Below are 16,671 nucleotides of genomic sequence, written 5' to 3'. Positions count from 1 at the left end.
CGGTATCCCTCAGAAGTCCCTAAGAAGGCCATGAGGTCTCCGTCGCAGGGTCTGCGCCCCTGAGATTCATGTAAGGGGCACCCTTAGGTGCCCTGAGGAGGTCCGAGACGGTCCGAGGAGGTCTGACGCGTCACGATGGCGGCCGGCAGGAGGCCCTTCCCTCTTGCCACTGCTAGCACCTTGGCGCTAGCTTCGAAGTATGGCGAAGACCCAACTGAACGTGCGCGTGGACGAGGGCACCGCCCGCGCCGCGCGCGAACGCGCCCTGGCTCGCGGCATGAGCGTCAACCGCTATATCGAAGAGCTGGTCAGACAGGACACCGGGGAAGCGGGCCACACCTTCGTGGAGGCCGCCGCCGACTTCATGAAGCAGTACGAGTCCGTGTTCGCCGAGGAGTTCGGCCCGGAGCGAGAAGGCCGTCGCTGAACCCTTGAACGTCAGAGTCGATATCGCCTGGCTGCTCATGGTCGCCGAACAGAAGACTCCCGGAGATCCCCAGGTCACCGACTGGGGAGCCCTCGTCGCCGCGGTCAGCCGGCACGAGGCGGAGATATTCGGCGTCCCCGTCTACGACACCCCGCACGCCCGCGCCGCCGCCCTGCTCCAGCTCCTGCTGCACGTCCCGGCGCTCGAACGCTCCAACGTGATGTTCGCGATGGCCGTCGCGTACGGCTATCTCGTCGCCAGCGGCCTGAAGGTCGTCACCTCGCCCGAACAGGTCCGCGAGCTCGCCCGCCTGGTGAAGACGGGCGACGCCACCGTGCAGGACATCACCCGCGAACTGCGCCAGTGGAGCCTCTAGGGGCCGTCGGTCCCCGAAAAGTCCTCGGCCTCGGGTGCCTCGGTTTCGGCCTCCGTCTCCTTCCCCTTCTCCTCCTTCTCCTTGAGGTCTGGGCGGCGCGCGGTGCCGAGGACGCAGTACGAGGTCGGCAGGCGCGGGCCCTTCTCGGGTACCAACAGCCGCCGGTACGGGCCCAGTTCGTACCCCGCGTCCCGCAGCGCGCCGACGATGTCCCGGCTCACGTGACAGCCGCCGAACAGCAGGGGCCACACGGTGTGGTCCAGGGCGCGCTGGGTGGCGGCCATCGCTGCGCCGCCGCCCTTTCCATGCTCGAAGAACCGCAGTTCGCCGCCCGGGCGCAGGACGCGGCGTACCTCGGCGAGGGCCCTCGGCAGATTTCGTACGCTGCACAGCACCAGTGACAGGACCGCCGCGTCGAACGCCTCGCTCTTGACCGGCAGCCCTTCCGCGACGCCCGGGACCACGTCGACCGGTACGTCGGAGCGCAGGGCCGCGGTCACCGCCAACTGCCGTAGCCTGCGCTCCGGTTCGATCGCCACGACCTCCGAGACCGTGCTCGGATAGTGCGAGAAGTTCAGGCCGTTGCCGGCGCCGATCTCGATGACGCGGCCGGAGAGCCCGGCGAGCAGGTTGTCGCGATGGGCGCCGATCGTGGGCTCGGCGGCCACGCTGGCCTTGGCGTAGAAGCGGGCGAACAACGGATGATGAACGGAATCCGGAGGAATTCGGCCGGACGGTGTGGTCCGGAAGCCGCGTGGTCGCATGGAGACCTCCCCTGGGCGACTGGGGTTACCGCGATTCTCCCCCAGGACGCCCCCACTCACCCGTCCATCGTGGAGCCGGCCGCGTCGTGGCCCGGCGAGTCGGCGGCCCATGGCGCGGCCTGCTCCGCCGTGAACGCGTCCGCGTCCCACGTCCCACCCAGCGGCGGCGCGAGCCAGTCCGACGCCGTCGCCCGGAAGACGGCGGGCCGCAGCCCTCCGACCCCTTCGGGAAGGGCCCCGAGCAGCGGTTCCCCGGCCACCACCGGTAGGTCCGCGAGGTTGCAGCGTGAGGCGAGGTCCGGATCGCGCGGCCAGCTGCCCACGACGACGCCGAGCAGGTCGAGTCGGCGGGCGCGCAGTTCGCGGGCGGTCAGTTCCGTCGTGTTGAGCGTGCCGAGTCCGGCGGAGACGACCACCAGGAGCGGCGCGTCCAGCAGGCGTGCCGCATCCGCCAACGTGCCGCCCCCGCCGTCGAACCGTACGAGCAACCCGCCCGCCCCCTCGACCAGCACAAGATCGTGCTCGGCGGCCAACTTGCCCGCCGCCTCGGCCACTTCGTACGGCCGGACCGGCGCCAGCCCAGCCCGGTGCGCGGCCGTGGCGGGGGCCAACGGGTCGGGATAGCGGGCGAGTTCGACCGCGGTCACCGCGCCCGCGAGCCAGGCCACCTCGTCCGCGTCCCCGCGCTCACCCGGCAGAACACCGGTCTGCGCGGGCTTGAGCACGGCCACGGAGCGTCCGGCGGCGACCGCCGCGGCGGCGACGGCGGCCGTCGTCACGGTCTTGCCGACCTCCGTGCCCGTGCCTGTGATCACCAGTACCGACATGTCACCCTTCCCGCGCCGCCGCGCACACCGCGGCCGCGATCCGTGCCACGTCCGCGTCCCCGGTGACGTAAGGAGGCATCGTGTACACGAGGTCCCGGAACGGCCGAAGCCACACCCCCTCGCGCACCGCCGCCCGCGTCGCCGCGGCCATGTCGACGGCGTGGTCCAGCTGTACGACACCGATGGCACCGAGGACACGTACGTCCCGAACACCCGGAAGGTCCGCGGCCGGAGCCAGCCCCTCCCGCAGCCCCGTCTCGATCCGCTTGACCTCGGTCTGCCAGTCCTGGCCGAGGAGCAGCTCGATGGAGGCACAGGCGACGGCGGCGGCGAGCGGATTGCCCATGAAAGTCGGGCCGTGGGCGAGCACCGGGACCTCACCCCGCGAGATCCCCTCCGCGACGCCTGACGTGCACAACGTGGCCGCCATCGTCATATAACCGCCGGTCAGTGCCTTGCCCACACACATCACATCGGGCGTCACGCCCGCGTGGTCGGCCGCGAACAGCGCACCCGTGCGCCCGAAGCCGGTCGCGATCTCGTCGAACACGAGCAGTACGCCGTGGGCGTCGCACGCCTCGCGCAGCACCCGCAGATACGCGGGGGAGTGGAACCGCATCCCGCCCGCGCCCTGGACCACCGGCTCCACGATCACCGCGGCCAGCTCGTCGGCGTAGGACTCGATCAGCGTGCGCAGTCCGTCCGCGTACGACTCCTCGTACTCGACCGGAGGCGGATCCGCGAACACCTGCCGGGGCAGTACCCCCTGCCACAGCTCGTGCATCCCGCCCTCGGGGTCGCACACCGACATGGGCTGCCAGGTGTCGCCGTGGTATCCGCCGCGCCAGGTCAGCAGGCGCTGCTTGCGCGGGTGGCCGAGGGAGCGCCAGTACTGGAGGCACATCTTGACCGCGACCTCGACCGAGACCGAGCCGGAGTCGGCGAGGAACACATGCTCCAGACCTTGAGGCGACATATCGACAAGGTGCTTCGCCAGCCGCACGGCGGGCTCGTGCGTGAGCCCGCCGAACATGACGTGGCTCATCCGCCCGAGCTGGTCGCGCGCCGCGTCGTTGAGCACGGGGTGGTTGTAGCCGTGGATGGCGGACCACCACGACGACATGCCGTCCACGACTTCGGCTTCGTCGTCGACGCCATCCGCCGTGCGCAGCTTCAGACGTACGCCGCTCGCCGACTCCACGACGAGCGGCTCCTGCCGGCCGGGCATCGGCCCGTACGGGTGCCAGACGTGCCGCCGGTCCAGGTCGAGCAGCTCGCGTACGGGAAGCACGGGCAGGTCAGGCATTGGGCGCGAGATCCGTTCCGGCACCCCGGCGGCGTACGGAGACCAGGTCCGTACGCGCCTCGGAGACCTTCTCGGCGGGAACGGAACCGCACACACCGCCCCCGTCGTGCGCACCGCAGCCCGCGCTCTCCGAAGAGCCGCAAGCGCCCGCCGCCAGCCGGTGCTCCGGCAGCGTCACCTGGTCCGTCCCCTCCACCTCGAACCCGGCGTCCGCGATCATCTCCAGGTCGGCCTTGCCCGCCTGGCCCTCACTGGTCAGATAGTCGCCGAGGAAGATCGAGTTGGCGAGGTGCAGGGCGAGCGGCTGCATCGTACGGAGATGAACCTCGCGGCCGCCCGCGATGCGCACCTCGACGTCCGGGCAGACGAAACGGACCATCGCGAGGATGCGCAGACAGCGCTGCGGGGTGAGGTTCCACTCCTTGGCGAGGGGAGTGCCCTCGAAGGGGATCAGGAAGTTCACCGGAACGGAGTCCGGATCCAGCTCGCGCAGCGCGAAGACGACGTCGACGAGGTCCTCGTCCGTCTCGCCCATCCCGGCGATCAGGCCCGAGCAGGCGGACAGGCCTGCCTCGTGTGCCTTCTGGACCGTGGCCACACGGTCCGCGTAGGTGTGGGTGGTCGTGATGTCCCCGTACGTCCCCTCGGACGTGTTGAGGTTGTGGTTGTACGCGTCCGCACCCGCCGCGCGCAGCCGCTCGGCCTGGCCGTCGGAGAGCAGACCGAGACAGGCGCACACCTCGACGCCCTCGTTCTGGTCCTTGATCGCCTTGATGGTGTCCGAGACCCGGTCGACGTCCCGGTCCGTCGGGCCGCGCCCGCTCGCCACCAGGCAGACCCGCTTGGCGCCGCCCGCGAGCCCGGCGGCCGCGGCCTCGGAGGCCTGGTCGGGCTTCAGCCAGGTGTACTTGAGGATCTCCGCCTTGGAGCCGAGGCGCTGCGAGCAGTAGGAGCAGTCCTCGGGACACAGGCCCGACTTCAGGTTGACCAGATAATTGAGTTTCACCCGTTGGCCGAACCACTGCCTCCTTACCTTGCCGGCCGCGGCCACCACATCGAGGAGTTCGTCGTCGGAGGTGGCCAGTACGGCCAGTGCCTCGTCGCGGGTCGGCACCTCGCGCCGAAGCCCCTTGTCCACCAGCGTGTTCAGCAGGTCCATAGGGTCCGATCCTGGCCTATCCGACCGCGCCGGGCAAAGGAGAGTTCGTACAACAGAGGCCGTTCGACGTGTGGTTTTTTCCACACCCTGGGTGGCTGGTCAGCCCGCTAGGGTCTGTGCAGTGCCTACAAAAAGCGCATCTTCATGGCCCGGAGGACACATGGCGGAATCGCCGTTCGCATGGATCGACGAACAGGCGCGTGCGCGTCGCCGGGCCGGGCTCGTTCGGACCCTGCGCCCGCGCCCCGCGGACACCCCGCTCCTCGACCTCGCGAGCAACGACTACCTGGGCCTGGCCCGGCACCCCGAGATCACCGAGGCCGCCGCGCGCGCCGCGCGGGAGTGGGGCGGTGGCGCCACGGGCTCCCGGCTCGTCACGGGCTCCACCGAACTGCACGCCGAACTCGAACGTGAGCTCGCCGAGTTCTGCGGCTTCGAGTCCGCGCTCGTCTTCTCCTCGGGCTATGCCGCCAACCTCGCCGCCGTCACCACGCTGGCGCCGCACGGCTCCCTCGTCGTCTCGGACGCGGGCAACCATGCCTCGCTGATCGACGGCTGCCGTCTCGCGCGCGGCACCACGCAGGTCGTCGCCCATGCCGACCCCGAGGCGGTGCGCAAGGCGCTGGGCACGCACTCCGGTCCCGCTGTCGTCGTGTCCGACACGGTCTTCTCGGTGGACGGCGACGCGGCGCCGCTCACCGGACTCGCGGGTGTCTGCCGGGAGTTCGGCGCCGGTCTGGTCGTCGACGACGCGCACGGCCTGGGTGTCCTCGGTGAGGGGGGCCGGGGCGCGCCGCACGCGGCCGGGCTCGCGGGCGCGGCCGATGTCGTCGCCACCGTCACGCTGTCGAAGTCGTTCGGCAGCCAGGGCGGTGCCGTCCTCGGTCCGGCCCGCGTCATCGAGCACCTGGTCAACGCGGCCCGTACGTTCATCTTCGACACCGGTCTGGCCCCCGCGGCGGCGGGCGCCGCCCTCGCGGCCCTGCGCCTGCTGCGCCGGGAGCCCGAACGGGCGGCACGCGCGCGTGCCGTGGCGACGGAACTGCACGCCCGCCTGACGGCCGAGGGCCTCGAGGCGGTGCGGCCGGACGCCGCCGTCGTCTCCGTGCGCGCACCCTCCCCGGAGCAGGCCGTGCGCTGGGCCGCGGATTGCCGCGAGGCCGGACTGGCCGTCGGCTGCTTCCGTCCCCCGTCGGTGCCGGACGGCATCTCACGGCTGCGGCTGACCGCCCGCGCGGACCTCACCGGCGGGCAGATCGACCGTGCCGTTCGTGTGATCAGTGAAGTGCGGCGATAAAGCCCTCCCAGGCCGAGGGGGCGAAGAGCAGGGCGGGACCCGAGGTGTTCTTCGAGTCGCGCACGGCGACGAGACCGGTCCATGGGCCGGAGCCCGGCCGGGTCGTCTCGACGCAGTTGTTCATTCCGGTGCTGTGGCTGCTGCGCTGCCACAGCACACCGGGCAGATGGAAGCTCGAAGGTACGTACCGAGGCAGGGCGGACATGGTGCCTCCTTTATGCGGTGTCAGCTATCCCGTCGATGAACCCCAACGATTCGTCGGGGGAAAGGGCGTTCACCTGAAGGGAGTTGAAGGCCTCGCTGTAGGCATGGAGGTCTTCTTTCCGTTCGAGATGGAGGCTACTCGTCAAGTGGTCGAGAACAACCACATCCAGATCAGATGTGTTCGGAAAAGAGAAGATAACGAAAGGTCCGGTCACCCCGACATGGGCCCCAACACCGAACGGCAGCACCTGAATGCGCACGTGAGGCAGGTGCGCGGCGTCCCGTAGGTGCTTCAACTGCCGTGACATCACCTCGGGTCCGCCGACCGTACGGCGCAGCACCGCCTCGTCCAGGACCGCGCTCAGGTGGAGCGGCGGGTTCGAACGCAGCACGTCCTGGCGGGCGAGGCGTACCTCCACGAGCGCGTCGACCTTGCCGTCCGGCAGCCCGTCCAGGGCGGCCCGCGTCACCTCGCGCGCGTACTCCGGGGTCTGCAACAGCCCTGGGACCACGGAGTTCTCCAGCGTGCGCATTGCGCAGGCCTGCGACTCCAGGCTGATGAAGTCGCGGTACGTGGGTGGCAGTACGCCCCGGTAGGCGTGCCACCAGTGGTCCCGGCCGCCCTCGCCGGAGCCCGCCAGGACGACGAGCAACTCGCGCAGATCCGGGTCCTGGACGTCGTAGGCGTCGAGGAGCAGTCGTACGTCGGCCGGTTTGACCTTGCTGCGGCCGGTCTCGATCCGGCTCACCTTCGACTGGTGCCAGCCGACCATCCTGGCCGCCTCGCTGCTCGTGAGGCCCGCATGGGCACGCAGAGCGCGCAGCTCCGCGCCGAGCTTTCGGCGGCGTACCGCGGGACCGTTCTTCATGGCCGTCTCCTTCCGACCGTCGAGCCGACGCTATAACGCCCGGTGTCACGCCGACGGTAGAAGAACCCCCCGGTCACCCGTCCGAAAGAAGCCCCGGTCACCCGCCCAAATACGGTCGGCCGTCGCAGAGTTCACCGCTTCGAGCGACAGATATATGCATATCTCGGTGGATCGCCACCGAGACCCGCGCGGTAGTGGCAGTGTGGCGCGCAGCACCAGTCCGGGACCGTACTCGAATCATCCGCTCCGTGTCGGACTCCGGTCCCGTGGGAAAGGGACGACGACGCCATGGCAGACCACCTGGAAGCATCCGTCACTCTGCCGAGCGATCCCGCCTCGGTCTCCGCCGCCCGTACCTATGTCGCCAACGTCCTTGCCGAATGGGGCCTTCCACCCGAGACGGAGATCGCCGACACCGTCCGGCTCATCGTGTCCGAACTCGCCACCAACGCCGTGCAGCACACCCTCGGGCAGTCGCCCACCTTCACGGTGGACGTCACGCTCGACCGTGACGAACAGCTGTGCATCGGCGTGACCGACAGCCATCCCCGCTTTCCGAAGCGTCTGCCCGCGGCCGTCCAGCAGGACAACGGCCGCGGCATGGTGATCATCCGCTGGCTGACCGCCGAGTGCGGCGGCAAGCTGACGATCCGGCCCACCCGCGAGGGGGGTAAAACGGTGTCGATCATGCTGCCGTGGGAGGCACCGGTCCAGCCCGTGACGGCCGACTAGGGCCGTCCGGCGTTGCAGGCCTCAGTCCTCCGGGTTCCGGCCGGTGCGACGTCGCATCATGTCAGGCACCAGCGCCCACAGTCCGAGGCACACCACCAGCGTGCCGGCACCGGCCACGATCCCTCCGACCCGGCCCACCGCCACATCCACGACCAGGAGGACCGACCCGGCGAGCGCGAGCGCGAGCACCGCCATCCCCAGCTGGGCGAGATGCGACGAGACGGTCACGAGCTGCGGCTTGGCCCCCTGCTGGAAGAGCCGGCGGTGCAGGGCGGCAGGGGCGGTGAAGAGCATGGCGGCCAGCACGGAGAGCAGCAGCGTGGTGACGTAGGTGGCGCGCTGCATGGTGTCGAGGGACGGGAAGCGCGGGGTGAACGCGAGGGTCAGCAGGAACGCGAAGAGGATCTGTACGCCGGTCTGGGTGACCCTCAGTTCCTGGAGCAGCTCGTTGAAGTTGCGGTCGGCGCGTTCGAGCCGCGTCTCGTGCCGCTCCTCGGCGGCCTGTCTGTCGGGGGCCGGTCCGTCCGTGGGCTGACGGCCGGTGGCCGGTCCGTCGGTGGGCTGACGGCCGGGGGGATGACGGTCGTTGGGGCGGTCGCTGGCGTGACGGTCGGTCATACATGAATGAGTAACCAATCAACGGCCGGCATCACGCCCGCCGCGTGGGACGGCGGCGCCGAAGCTGAACGCCGCCATCCCACGGGCGCATCACCTGACCCGGCCGTACCAGACGCTCTTCGTCCAGATCTTCTGCAGCCTCACCACGTCCCCGGTCTTCGGGGAGTGCCAGATCCGTCCCTTCCCGGCGTAGATGCCGACGTGGTACACGTTCCGGCCCGAGTGGAAGAACACCAGGTCTCCCTGCTTGCGGCTCGAAGCGGAGATGTGGCGCGTCTTGTTGTACTGCGCCGCGGCGGTGCGGGGCAGTGACTTGCCGGCCTTCTTGAACGAGTACAGCGTGAGGCCGGAGCAGTCGAAGCGCTTGGGCCCCGTGGCTCCCCACTTGTACGGGGAACCCTTCTTGGAGGCCGCCACCTGAAGTGCCTTCGTCGCGGGGGTGGCCGCTTCGGCGTCGGACGCGAAGCCGGGGGCCACGATGCTGCCGCCAACGGCGGCGATGGTGAGAGCCGATGCGGTACCGGCCCTGGTAAGCAGCGACGGGACTCGATTGAGCGCAGTCATGCGCAACCCTTCGTCAGCCGCCTGTGAAGGATGACCTGTCGGATTCGGGCTGGCGAAGTTGCCCGGCCGCGTGTGCGGCTTCACCCCAAGGGCCACTCGGATCTCTCCGGCGGCCCGTCGTGCTTGGGTCCTCCACTCCTGCCGATCCACTTCTGTCGACCCGTCATCCGGGCGGCGGCAGGACTCGGCGTCCGCCCGGACCGCCCCGCCGCTGTGGCGGGGGCTTGTCGTCGGAAGGGATCTTGACGCACGAACGTCGGAAAAGCCGAACAGAATCGGCGTTTTGTGGGGTTACTCACCACTCACCTGTTCGGGTGGACAGCCCCGTTTCAGCCAGGGCGTCGAGAGGGTCGAGGGCCCCCGTACCAGCACAGGAATGCCTGATTCCGCCTCAGCGGTACGCGCGCTGAGCAACTCGCATGGGCCTCTGGAACGACCCCCGGCTACGGCGTTCGGGGGTACACCATTTGGTCCGTTTCAAACCTTGCCCGGACGCCTCGTCAGACACCTGCGGGGCTCCGGGCCGGTCCGTGTGCGTCAGCTGTCGGAGTCGGACGGCAAAGCGACGCGAGCCGCGCGGCGTTCGCCGTCGAGGACCCGCAATGCCCGCGCCAGGGTGGGGGCGTGCACCTCGTGCTCACCCCGCTGGTGCATCAGCGCCAGCGCTTCGCGCAGCGCGGTGGCCTTGCTGACCAGTGCCTGCGCGGCGCGCAGGCCGCGGTAGGTGTCGCCGGGGCGCGCGGGGTTGATCCGGCCCAGGAGATCGACCACCTCCAGGTAATGGTCGATCAGTTCGCCCTCCGCGCGGGTCAGGGCCGGCATCGGGGGCAACTCCGGTGGGAGCATCGGCGGTTCACCTGGCGCCGGGGTCGGGGCGCGAGGCCTTGCGGCTGGGGATGATCTGATCGACGAGCCCGTACTCCACCGCCGCCGGCGCGTCCAGGATCTTGTCGCGCTCGATGTCCGCGCTGATCTGCTCCTGGCTCCGGCCCGTGTGCCGCGCGAGCATCTCCTCCAGCAGCGTGCGGGTCCGCATCATTTCCTCGGCCTGGATGGCCAGATCGGACGTCTGGCCCTGCACCGGCTCGGACAGCGACGGCTGGTGGATCAGCATGCGCGCGTCCGGCAGCGCGGATCGCTTGCCCGGCGCGCCTGCCGCCAGCAGCACCGCCGCGGCCGACGCCGCCTGCCCCAGGCAGACCGTCTCCACCTCGCAGGTGATGTACCGCATCGTGTCGTAGATGGCCGTCATCGCGCTGAACGAGCCGCCGGGGGAGTTGATGTACAGCGAGATGTCCCGGTCCGGCGACTGGTGCTCGAGGTGGATGAACTGCGCCATCACGTCGTTCGCGGACGTGTCGTCGATCGGCGTCCCGAGGAAGACGATCCGTTCCTCGAGCAGCTTCGCGTACGGATCCATGGTCCGCTGTCCCGAGCTCGTGTGTTCGGTGAACTCGGGCAGGACGTAGCGGGCGGACGGTCGGGTCATGACATGCCTCCTCCGAGTGCGTCCTGCAAAAAATGTACAGGACGTACAAGACGTTATGTGGGGAGCATGGCCCACGAGTTGGCGATGAGCAACAGGTCAAAGGCGGTTTCGCTCTCGGCGTGAGAGTCCGGCGGCATCCCGCCACTGACCCCAACTCCTGCTCGGTCGGAGCGAGGTGGACACGTCCGTACCCGTCTGAATTGCGATGCTCGGGTGCGGCAGGGCTGCGATCATCGGGCGCCTACGGCGACCCGGACGACCCGACCGCGTTCGAAACCCGCAACGTGCTGTACCACTGTGGGTCGGAGACGGGCCTTATCTGCACCTGTCAAGTGTGTCCGCAGGTCAGAGGGTGCCTTGATCCTTCAGGCACGTAAGGGACGGTCTGGGCCTGGCCGCAATGACCCTCGGCCACACGAGCGGGTCTGCTGCAGGCTGACTAGTGCCTCGGGGAACGCAGTTCGCCCGGATGGGGGAGCTTGCTCGGCTGATCTACTCCTTCGACGCGACCTGGACCGGGCGTCCTTACGTTGACCGTTCGCCCTCTATTCGGTCTTGCTCCGCGCCCGCCGGCGCCGGTCTGGTGCCGTCCAGACCGGCGGACGGGGCGACGTCACGCAGGGACGCCGAGCGGCGGGTGCTCGAGCACGCGGGGCTTGTACTCGACCAGCTGGATGCGGCCGTCGAAGGTGCGGTGCTCGATCATCTCGAGGGCAACGTCCGGATAGCCGTCGTAGATGCGTTCTTCGCCCGTGGCCCCGGTGATCACCGGGAACATCACGACCCGGAAGCGGTCGACGAGTCCGGCTCGTAGCAGGGACCGGCACAGGCTGAGGCTGCCGATCGTGCTGAGGAGCCCCGAGCCACTCGACTTCATGGCGCGGACCGCCTCGACGGCGTCGTCGCGGACGAGCGTGGAGTTGGCCCACGTCAGTGGCTCCTCGAGTGAGGAGGAGAACACCACCTTGGACGCTTGCGTGAGCTCGTCGACGGACGCCTCTTCTTCGGGCCTGAACTCGTCTTGGCCATTCGGGACCTCGCCTGCGGCGAAGCCCGACATCAGGCGGTAGGTGTTCGCTCCCATCAGGTAGGTGGCCTCGGGCTGCTCGCCGAGCCATGCGAGGTACTCCGGGCCCTCGAGGCCCCAGAACCCGGGCCATCCCTCTCCCGATGCGTGGCCGTCGAGGGACGTGATGAAGTCGACGAGAAGCTCCGACATGGCGGTGTCCTTTCCACCTAGGGTGTCACGAGCTTGGACCGGCCGGGAGCCACAAACTCATCGGCCGCGCTGTGGAGTAACGAAAACCCATGATGCTGCAGCCGATCAGGTCGGCGGAGCGGCACTGCTTCGGAGGGCCCGGAGCCCTACATGATTGCACTATGCACGCAGTCGGGGAATGATCTCCACGCGATGGGGAACGGCGGTTTGAGTTCTGTCAAAGCCCCAGCTCAGCCCCACCCGCGAACGGCCCGCGATCGCGGACACTCCGCGCGACCGCCAGGACTACCTGACGGTCGCCGACAACATCCTGGAGTTCCTTGCCCGTTGGACAGCCCTCACTCATCTGGTTCGGTTACCAGGCCATGGTGATGCCCGGCGTACGTCGTTGCCCCTGCAAGTAGCGCGCCTTATGGACGTCAAGGAGGCGCCGTAAGCTGGAGAACATGGCCTATGAGATTCCGGTGACGCAAGCCAGGGCTGAGCTCGCCGACCTGATCAACCGGGTGGTGTACGGCGGTGAGCGCGTCGTCGTGACGCGGCATGGGAAGCCCCTCGTCGCCCTCGTCTCCGCCGCTGACCTGGAACGACTCGAGGAGCTGCAGGACACGGCGGAGGAGCAGGTGATCAGCGCCGTCTCCAGCGTCCGCGAGGTCGCGTCCGCTCCCCGGGGAGGGCCGCGGTTCGGCATCGCGGCGGAGCACCGGGGGCCCAACGCCTCGTAGGGATGCGCTGCTTGCCCGTCGGGGTGAGCGCGGGGCTTGTCGTGACGGCTCCGTCGAAGAAGCCCGCCCCCCGGCGGGCAGCCGCTGACCGATCGCACCGGTCGGCGCGGGCGGCTCGGCAGCCGAGGTCCGCGGACGGGTTCGGTCGGCGAATCGCTCGCTTGCCTGGATGAGGTGAGTGGCAAGCTCGGCCGCGTCGGTCCGGCGTGACAGCCTGGCGTCGATGCCGTCCCATACGCGGGTGCGCGGCGCGCTGTCTCCGGGCAGAGCGGCACCGACCAGGGCGCCGACCGCGTATCGGTCGCGGAGTCCCAGCAGGGCCGCCACGAGCCCGCCGCGGAGGCGGTGAGCGGCTTCGGGTCCTGCCGGGCGCCATGACCGCTCCGTATACGGTCCGGTCGTCTGCGGGCTGCTTCCGCGCCTGGGCCGTCGCGGTGGCGGGACCTGCCGGGCCCGGGGGTGGGTCGCGGTGAGCGGCACGGACCCCGCCCGGACGTAAGGGATATTTGGGCCCTGTGTCGGGTGCCCGGCACGAAGCCGACAAGCGCGACACGGGGGAGGTGGGCCAATGCCGGTTAACGTCGCTGAAACGCCGTCCAATTAGCCTGCGCCTTCCACGCCACCAGGGATTTTGCCCGGAGGCTGCGGCAACCGGACCCCGCACGGTCCGGAGCGACGACTGTGAGGTGGGACGCCGTGCAACTGACACCACACGAGCAAGAGAGGCTGCTCATTCATGTGGCCGCCGACGTGGCCGAGAAGCGCCGGGCCCGCGGGCTGAAACTGAACCACCCCGAAGCCGTCGCCCTGATCACCTCGCACATCCTCGAAGGCGCGCGGGACGGCCGCACCGTGGCCGAACTGATGGCCTCCGGACGCAAGATCCTGACCCGTGAGGACGTCATGGAGGGCATCCCCGAGATGATCCACGACGTCCAGGTGGAGGCCACCTTCCCCGACGGCACCAAGCTCGTCACCGTCCACGACCCGATCGTCTGACGGGGGAGCCGCCGCCATGATTCCCGGAGAGATCCTCTTCGCCGACGGACCCGTCGCCTTCAACGAAGGCCGCGAGGTCACCCGGCTCACCGTGCTCAACGCCGCCGACCGGCCCGTCCAGGTCGGCTCCCACTACCACTTCGCCGAGGCCAACCCCGGTCTGGACTTCGACCGCGCCGCCGCGCGCGGCAAGCGGCTCAACGTCGCCGCCGGCACCGCCGTGCGCTTCGAGCCCGGGATCCCCGTCGACGTCGAACTCGTCCCGATCACCGGCGCGCGTGTCGTGCCCGGACTGCGCGGGGAGACCGGAGGTGCCCTCGATGCCTGAGATCTCGCGTGCCGCGTACGCCGATCTGTTCGGCCCCACCACCGGCGACCGGATCCGGCTCGCCGACACCGATCTGCTGATCGAGATCGAGGAGGACCGTTCCGGTGGCCCCGGGCTCGCCGGTGACGAGGCCGTCTTCGGCGGCGGCAAGGTCATCCGGGAATCCATGGGCCAGTCGCGTGCCACGCGCGCGGAGGGCACCCCGGACACCGTCATCACCGGCGTCGTGATCGTCGACCACTGGGGCGTCGTCAAGGCCGACGTCGGCATCCGCGACGGCCGGATCACCGGTATCGGCAAGGCGGGCAACCCGGACACGATGGACGGGGTGCACCCGGATCTGGTGATCGGGCCCGAGACCGAGATCATCGCGGGCAACGGGCGGATTCTCACCGCCGGTGCCATCGACGCGCATGTGCATCTGATCTGTCCGCAGATCGCCGACGAGGCGCTCGCGTCCGGCATCACGACGCTCGTCGGCGGCGGTACCGGGCCGGCCGAAGGGTCGAAGGCGACGACCGTCACCCCCGGCCCCTGGCATCTGGCGCGGATGCTGGAGGCGATGGAGGAGTACCCGCTCAACTTCGGGCTGCTCGGCAAGGGCAACACCGTCTCGCACGAGGCGATGCTGTCGCAGATCCGCGGTGGCGCACTGGGCCTGAAGATTCACGAGGACTGGGGTTCCACGCCCGCCGCGATCGACGCCGCGCTGACCGTCGCCGACCGGACGGGCACGCAGATCGCCATCCACACGGACACACTGAACGAGGCCGGTTTCGTGGCGGACACGCTCGCCGCGATCGCGGGGCGCACGATCCACGCGTACCACACGGAGGGTGCGGGCGGCGGGCACGCGCCGGACATCATGACCGTGGTCTCCGAGCCGCACGTCCTGCCGAGCTCCACCAACCCGACCCGGCCCTACACCGTCAACACCGCCGAGGAACACCTCGACATGCTGATGGTGTGTCATCACCTGAATCCCGCGGTGCCCGAGGACCTCGCCTTCGCCGAGTCCCGGATCCGGCCCTCCACCATCGGGGCCGAGGACATCCTGCACGACCTGGGCGCGATCTCGATCATCTCGTCCGACGCCCAGGCGATGGGTCGGGTGGGCGAGGTCATCATGCGCACGTGGCAGACGGCGCACGTGATGAAGCGGCGGCGCGGAGCGCTGCCCGGTGACGGGCGCGCCGACAACCATCGGGTACGTCGCTATGTCGCCAAGTACACCATCAACCCGGCCCTCGCCCAGGGCCTCGCGCGCGAGGTCGGCTCCATCGAGACCGGCAAACTCGCCGACCTCGTGCTGTGGGAGCCCGCCTTCTTCGGAGTCAAGCCGCAGCTCGTCGTCAAGGGCGGACAGATCGCGTACGCGCAGATGGGCGACGCCAACGCGTCGATTCCGACACCGCAGCCGATTCTGCCCCGGCCGATGTACGGGGCGATCGGGCGGGCCCCCGCCTCCAACTCCTTCAACTTCGTCGCGCCGATCGCGATCGAGGACGCGCTGCCGGAGCGGCTCCAGCTCGGGAAGCGGTTCGTGCCGATCGAGTCGACACGGGGCGTGACCAAGGCGGACATGCGGGAGAACGACGCGCGGCCGCAGGTGCGGGTCGATCCGGACAGCTTCGCCGTGCACATCGACGGGGAGCTGGTGGAGGCCACGCCGGCCGCTGAACTGCCCATGGCCCAGCGGTACTTCCTCTTCTGACGGCCGGGACAGGTATCCGATGTCGCGAGCCGCGCTCCTTGTTCTGGCCGATGGCCGCTTCCCCGCCGGAGGGCACGCCCACTCCGGCGGGGCCGAAGCGGCCGTCAAGGCCGGGCGGATCACTGGGGCGGAGAGTCTGGAGGAGTTCTGCCGGGGGCGGTTGCACACGACGGGGCTGGTGTCGGCCTCGCTGGCCGCGGCGGCCGCGCTCGGACTCGATCCGGTGGCGCTCGACGAGGCCGCGGACGCGCGGACACCGTCGGTCGCCCTGCGGGTCGCCGCGCGGAAGCTCGGGCGGCAGTTGATGCGGGCCGCTCGGGCGACGTGGCCGTCCGCCGAGCTCGACGCGTTGGCACGGGAGTTTCCCAAGGGGGCTCATCAGCCGGTCGTCCTGGGGGTGGCCGCTCGGGCGGCGGGGCTCGGGGCGGTGGATGCCGCGTACTGCTCCGCGTACGAGAGTGTCGGCGGGCCGGCTACCGCGACGGTGCGGTTGCTGAGTCTTGACCCCTTCGATGCCACCGGGGTGCTGGCTCGGCTGGCGCCCGATCTCGATCGTGTCGCCGACCGGGCGGGTGAAGTCGCGCGGTGTGCGGTGGAGGAGGGAGTTGATGTGCTGCCCGCTGCCTCTGCGCCGCTGCTGGAGATCAGTGCGGAGGCGCATGCCGCTTGGCCGGTACGACTGTTCGCCTCATGAAGGGTTTGTCGCCCCCGCCGCCCCTACCCTCCCCCAAGCTCTCGGCTTCGCTCGAGCAGGGGGAACCCCCATCCATCCCCTGGGGCTTCGCCCCAGACCCCACCAGGGGGCGCTGCCCCCTGGACCCCGCCGGGGCTTCGCCCCCGGACCCCACCACGGGGTTTCGCCCCAGGTCTCACCGCGGGGTTCGGCCTTCAGGCCCGACTGCGGGGTTTCGCCCTCGGACCCGACTGCGGGGTTTCGCCCCAGGTCTCACCGCGGGGTTCGGCCTTCAGGCCCGACTGCGGGGTTTCGCCCTCGGACCCGACTGCGGGGTTGCGCCCCAGGTCTCACCGCGGGGTTCGGCCTTCAGGCCCGACT

20 protein-coding genes and 1 riboswitch are annotated in these 16,671 nt (G+C 69.9%); of the genes, 9 read left to right on the top strand and 11 right to left on the bottom strand.

Translation table 11 applies throughout. The features are described 5' to 3' along the window. The first annotated feature begins 199 nt into the window (after positions 1-199). Together FE633_RS22105 and FE633_RS22100 are read left to right on the top strand one after the other, a co-directional pair. Positions 200-427, top strand: coding sequence for an antitoxin (locus FE633_RS22105; protein ID WP_119103811.1), 228 nt, complete (start codon positions 200-202; stop codon positions 425-427). 37 nt (positions 428-464) lie between these two features. After that, complete coding sequence (locus FE633_RS22100; protein ID WP_119103865.1) at positions 465-803, top strand: fic family toxin-antitoxin system, toxin component; 339 nt, start codon at positions 465-467, stop codon at positions 801-803. Here FE633_RS22100 and FE633_RS22095 read toward each other — a convergent pair. From FE633_RS22095 to bioB, 4 genes are read right to left on the bottom strand one after another with little or no spacing between them, the layout of a single operon-like run. Continuing rightward, positions 800-1,567: a class I SAM-dependent methyltransferase gene (locus FE633_RS22095; protein WP_138046894.1), complete on the bottom strand. Its 768-nt coding sequence runs from the start codon at positions 1,565-1,567 to the stop codon at positions 800-802. The genes FE633_RS22100 and FE633_RS22095 overlap by 4 nt on opposite strands. Before the next feature lie 56 nt (positions 1,568-1,623). After that, positions 1,624-2,394 (bottom strand): dethiobiotin synthase, encoded by a 771-nt coding sequence (bioD, locus tag FE633_RS22090; protein ID WP_138046893.1) that lies wholly within the window; start codon positions 2,392-2,394, stop codon positions 1,624-1,626. Between the two features lies 1 nt (position 2,395). Continuing rightward, a complete protein-coding gene (locus FE633_RS22085) occupies positions 2,396-3,700 on the bottom strand; it encodes an adenosylmethionine--8-amino-7-oxononanoate transaminase (protein ID WP_138046892.1) in 1,305 nt (434 codons plus the stop codon). Further along, entirely contained in the window at positions 3,693-4,859 is a 1,167-nt protein-coding gene (gene bioB / locus FE633_RS22080) for a biotin synthase BioB (protein ID WP_138046891.1), read from the bottom strand. Before bioB ends, FE633_RS22085 begins: the two co-directional genes overlap by 8 nt. A 160-nt stretch (positions 4,860-5,019) precedes the next feature. Between bioB and FE633_RS22075 the strand changes: the two genes are divergently transcribed. Beyond that, entirely contained in the window at positions 5,020-6,156 is a 1,137-nt protein-coding gene (locus FE633_RS22075) for an 8-amino-7-oxononanoate synthase (RefSeq protein WP_138046890.1), read from the top strand. On the opposite strand, the gene FE633_RS22070 is transcribed toward FE633_RS22075, so the two are convergent. Together FE633_RS22070 and FE633_RS22065 are read right to left on the bottom strand one after the other, a co-directional pair. Then, the gene (locus tag FE633_RS22070) at positions 6,137-6,361 is read right to left on the bottom strand and encodes a DUF397 domain-containing protein (protein ID WP_138046889.1); all 225 of its coding nucleotides are present in this window, start codon (positions 6,359-6,361) and stop codon (positions 6,137-6,139) included. The two genes, FE633_RS22075 and FE633_RS22070, sit on opposite strands and share 20 nt — an antisense overlap. 10 nt (positions 6,362-6,371) lie before the next feature. Further along, complete coding sequence (locus FE633_RS22065) at positions 6,372-7,229, bottom strand: helix-turn-helix domain-containing protein (protein WP_138046888.1); 858 nt, start codon at positions 7,227-7,229, stop codon at positions 6,372-6,374. A 288-nt stretch (positions 7,230-7,517) separates the two neighbouring features. On the opposite strand from FE633_RS22065, the gene FE633_RS22060 reads away from it, so the two are divergent. After that, on the top strand, positions 7,518-7,961 hold the full coding sequence (locus FE633_RS22060) for an ATP-binding protein (protein WP_138046887.1): 444 nt from the start codon (positions 7,518-7,520) through the stop codon (positions 7,959-7,961). Between the two features lie 21 nt (positions 7,962-7,982). On the opposite strand, the gene FE633_RS22055 is transcribed toward FE633_RS22060, so the two are convergent. The 5 genes from FE633_RS22055 to FE633_RS22030 all read right to left on the bottom strand — a co-directional run bounded on the left by FE633_RS22055 (position 7,983) and on the right by FE633_RS22030 (position 11,851). Then, complete coding sequence (locus tag FE633_RS22055) at positions 7,983-8,579, bottom strand: DUF6328 family protein (protein ID WP_281291227.1); 597 nt, start codon at positions 8,577-8,579, stop codon at positions 7,983-7,985. Positions 8,580-8,669: 90 nt separating this feature from the next. Then, on the bottom strand, positions 8,670-9,143 hold the full coding sequence (locus FE633_RS22050) for a C40 family peptidase (RefSeq protein ID WP_138046886.1): 474 nt from the start codon (positions 9,141-9,143) through the stop codon (positions 8,670-8,672). 3 nt (positions 9,144-9,146) lie between these two features. Then, positions 9,147-9,311: riboswitch (cyclic di-AMP (ydaO/yuaA leader) on the bottom strand. A gap of 369 nt (positions 9,312-9,680) precedes the next feature. Next, positions 9,681-9,989, bottom strand: a complete 309-nt coding sequence (locus FE633_RS22045; RefSeq protein ID WP_138046885.1) for a hypothetical protein — start codon at positions 9,987-9,989, stop codon at positions 9,681-9,683. A 7-nt stretch (positions 9,990-9,996) separates the two neighbouring features. Beyond that, positions 9,997-10,632 carry an ATP-dependent Clp protease proteolytic subunit gene (locus tag FE633_RS22040; RefSeq protein ID WP_138046884.1) on the bottom strand — a complete coding sequence of 212 codons (636 nt, stop codon included), beginning with the start codon at positions 10,630-10,632 and terminating at the stop codon, positions 9,997-9,999. 613 nt (positions 10,633-11,245) lie between these two features. Further along, entirely contained in the window at positions 11,246-11,851 is a 606-nt protein-coding gene (locus FE633_RS22030) for a dihydrofolate reductase family protein (RefSeq protein WP_044577946.1), read from the bottom strand. Between the two features lie 446 nt (positions 11,852-12,297). Here FE633_RS22030 and FE633_RS22025 point away from each other — a divergent pair, with 446 nt between their 5' ends. From FE633_RS22025 to FE633_RS22005, 5 genes are all read left to right on the top strand, one after another. After that, the gene (locus FE633_RS22025; protein WP_138046883.1) at positions 12,298-12,576 is read left to right on the top strand and encodes a type II toxin-antitoxin system Phd/YefM family antitoxin; all 279 of its coding nucleotides are present in this window, start codon (positions 12,298-12,300) and stop codon (positions 12,574-12,576) included. 696 nt (positions 12,577-13,272) lie between these two features. Then, positions 13,273-13,575 carry an urease subunit gamma gene (locus FE633_RS22020; RefSeq protein ID WP_055614092.1) on the top strand — a complete coding sequence of 101 codons (303 nt, stop codon included), beginning with the start codon at positions 13,273-13,275 and terminating at the stop codon, positions 13,573-13,575. Between the two features lie 16 nt (positions 13,576-13,591). Continuing rightward, a complete protein-coding gene (locus tag FE633_RS22015) occupies positions 13,592-13,903 on the top strand; it encodes an urease subunit beta (protein WP_138046882.1) in 312 nt (103 codons plus the stop codon). Further along, positions 13,896-15,617 carry an urease subunit alpha gene (locus FE633_RS22010; protein ID WP_138046881.1) on the top strand — a complete coding sequence of 574 codons (1,722 nt, stop codon included), beginning with the start codon at positions 13,896-13,898 and terminating at the stop codon, positions 15,615-15,617. Before FE633_RS22015 ends, FE633_RS22010 begins: the two co-directional genes overlap by 8 nt. Before the next feature lie 19 nt (positions 15,618-15,636). Continuing rightward, entirely contained in the window at positions 15,637-16,311 is a 675-nt protein-coding gene (locus FE633_RS22005) for an urease accessory protein UreF (protein ID WP_138046880.1), read from the top strand. Positions 16,312-16,671 lie beyond the last annotated feature (360 nt).

It is taken from the genome of Streptomyces montanus, from assembly GCF_005786655.1.
Classification (GTDB): Bacteria; Actinomycetota; Actinomycetes; order Streptomycetales; family Streptomycetaceae; genus Streptomyces; species Streptomyces sporangiiformans.
Note: the sequence above shows the minus strand (reverse complement) of the source record. Positions and strands in the feature narration are given on the sequence as shown.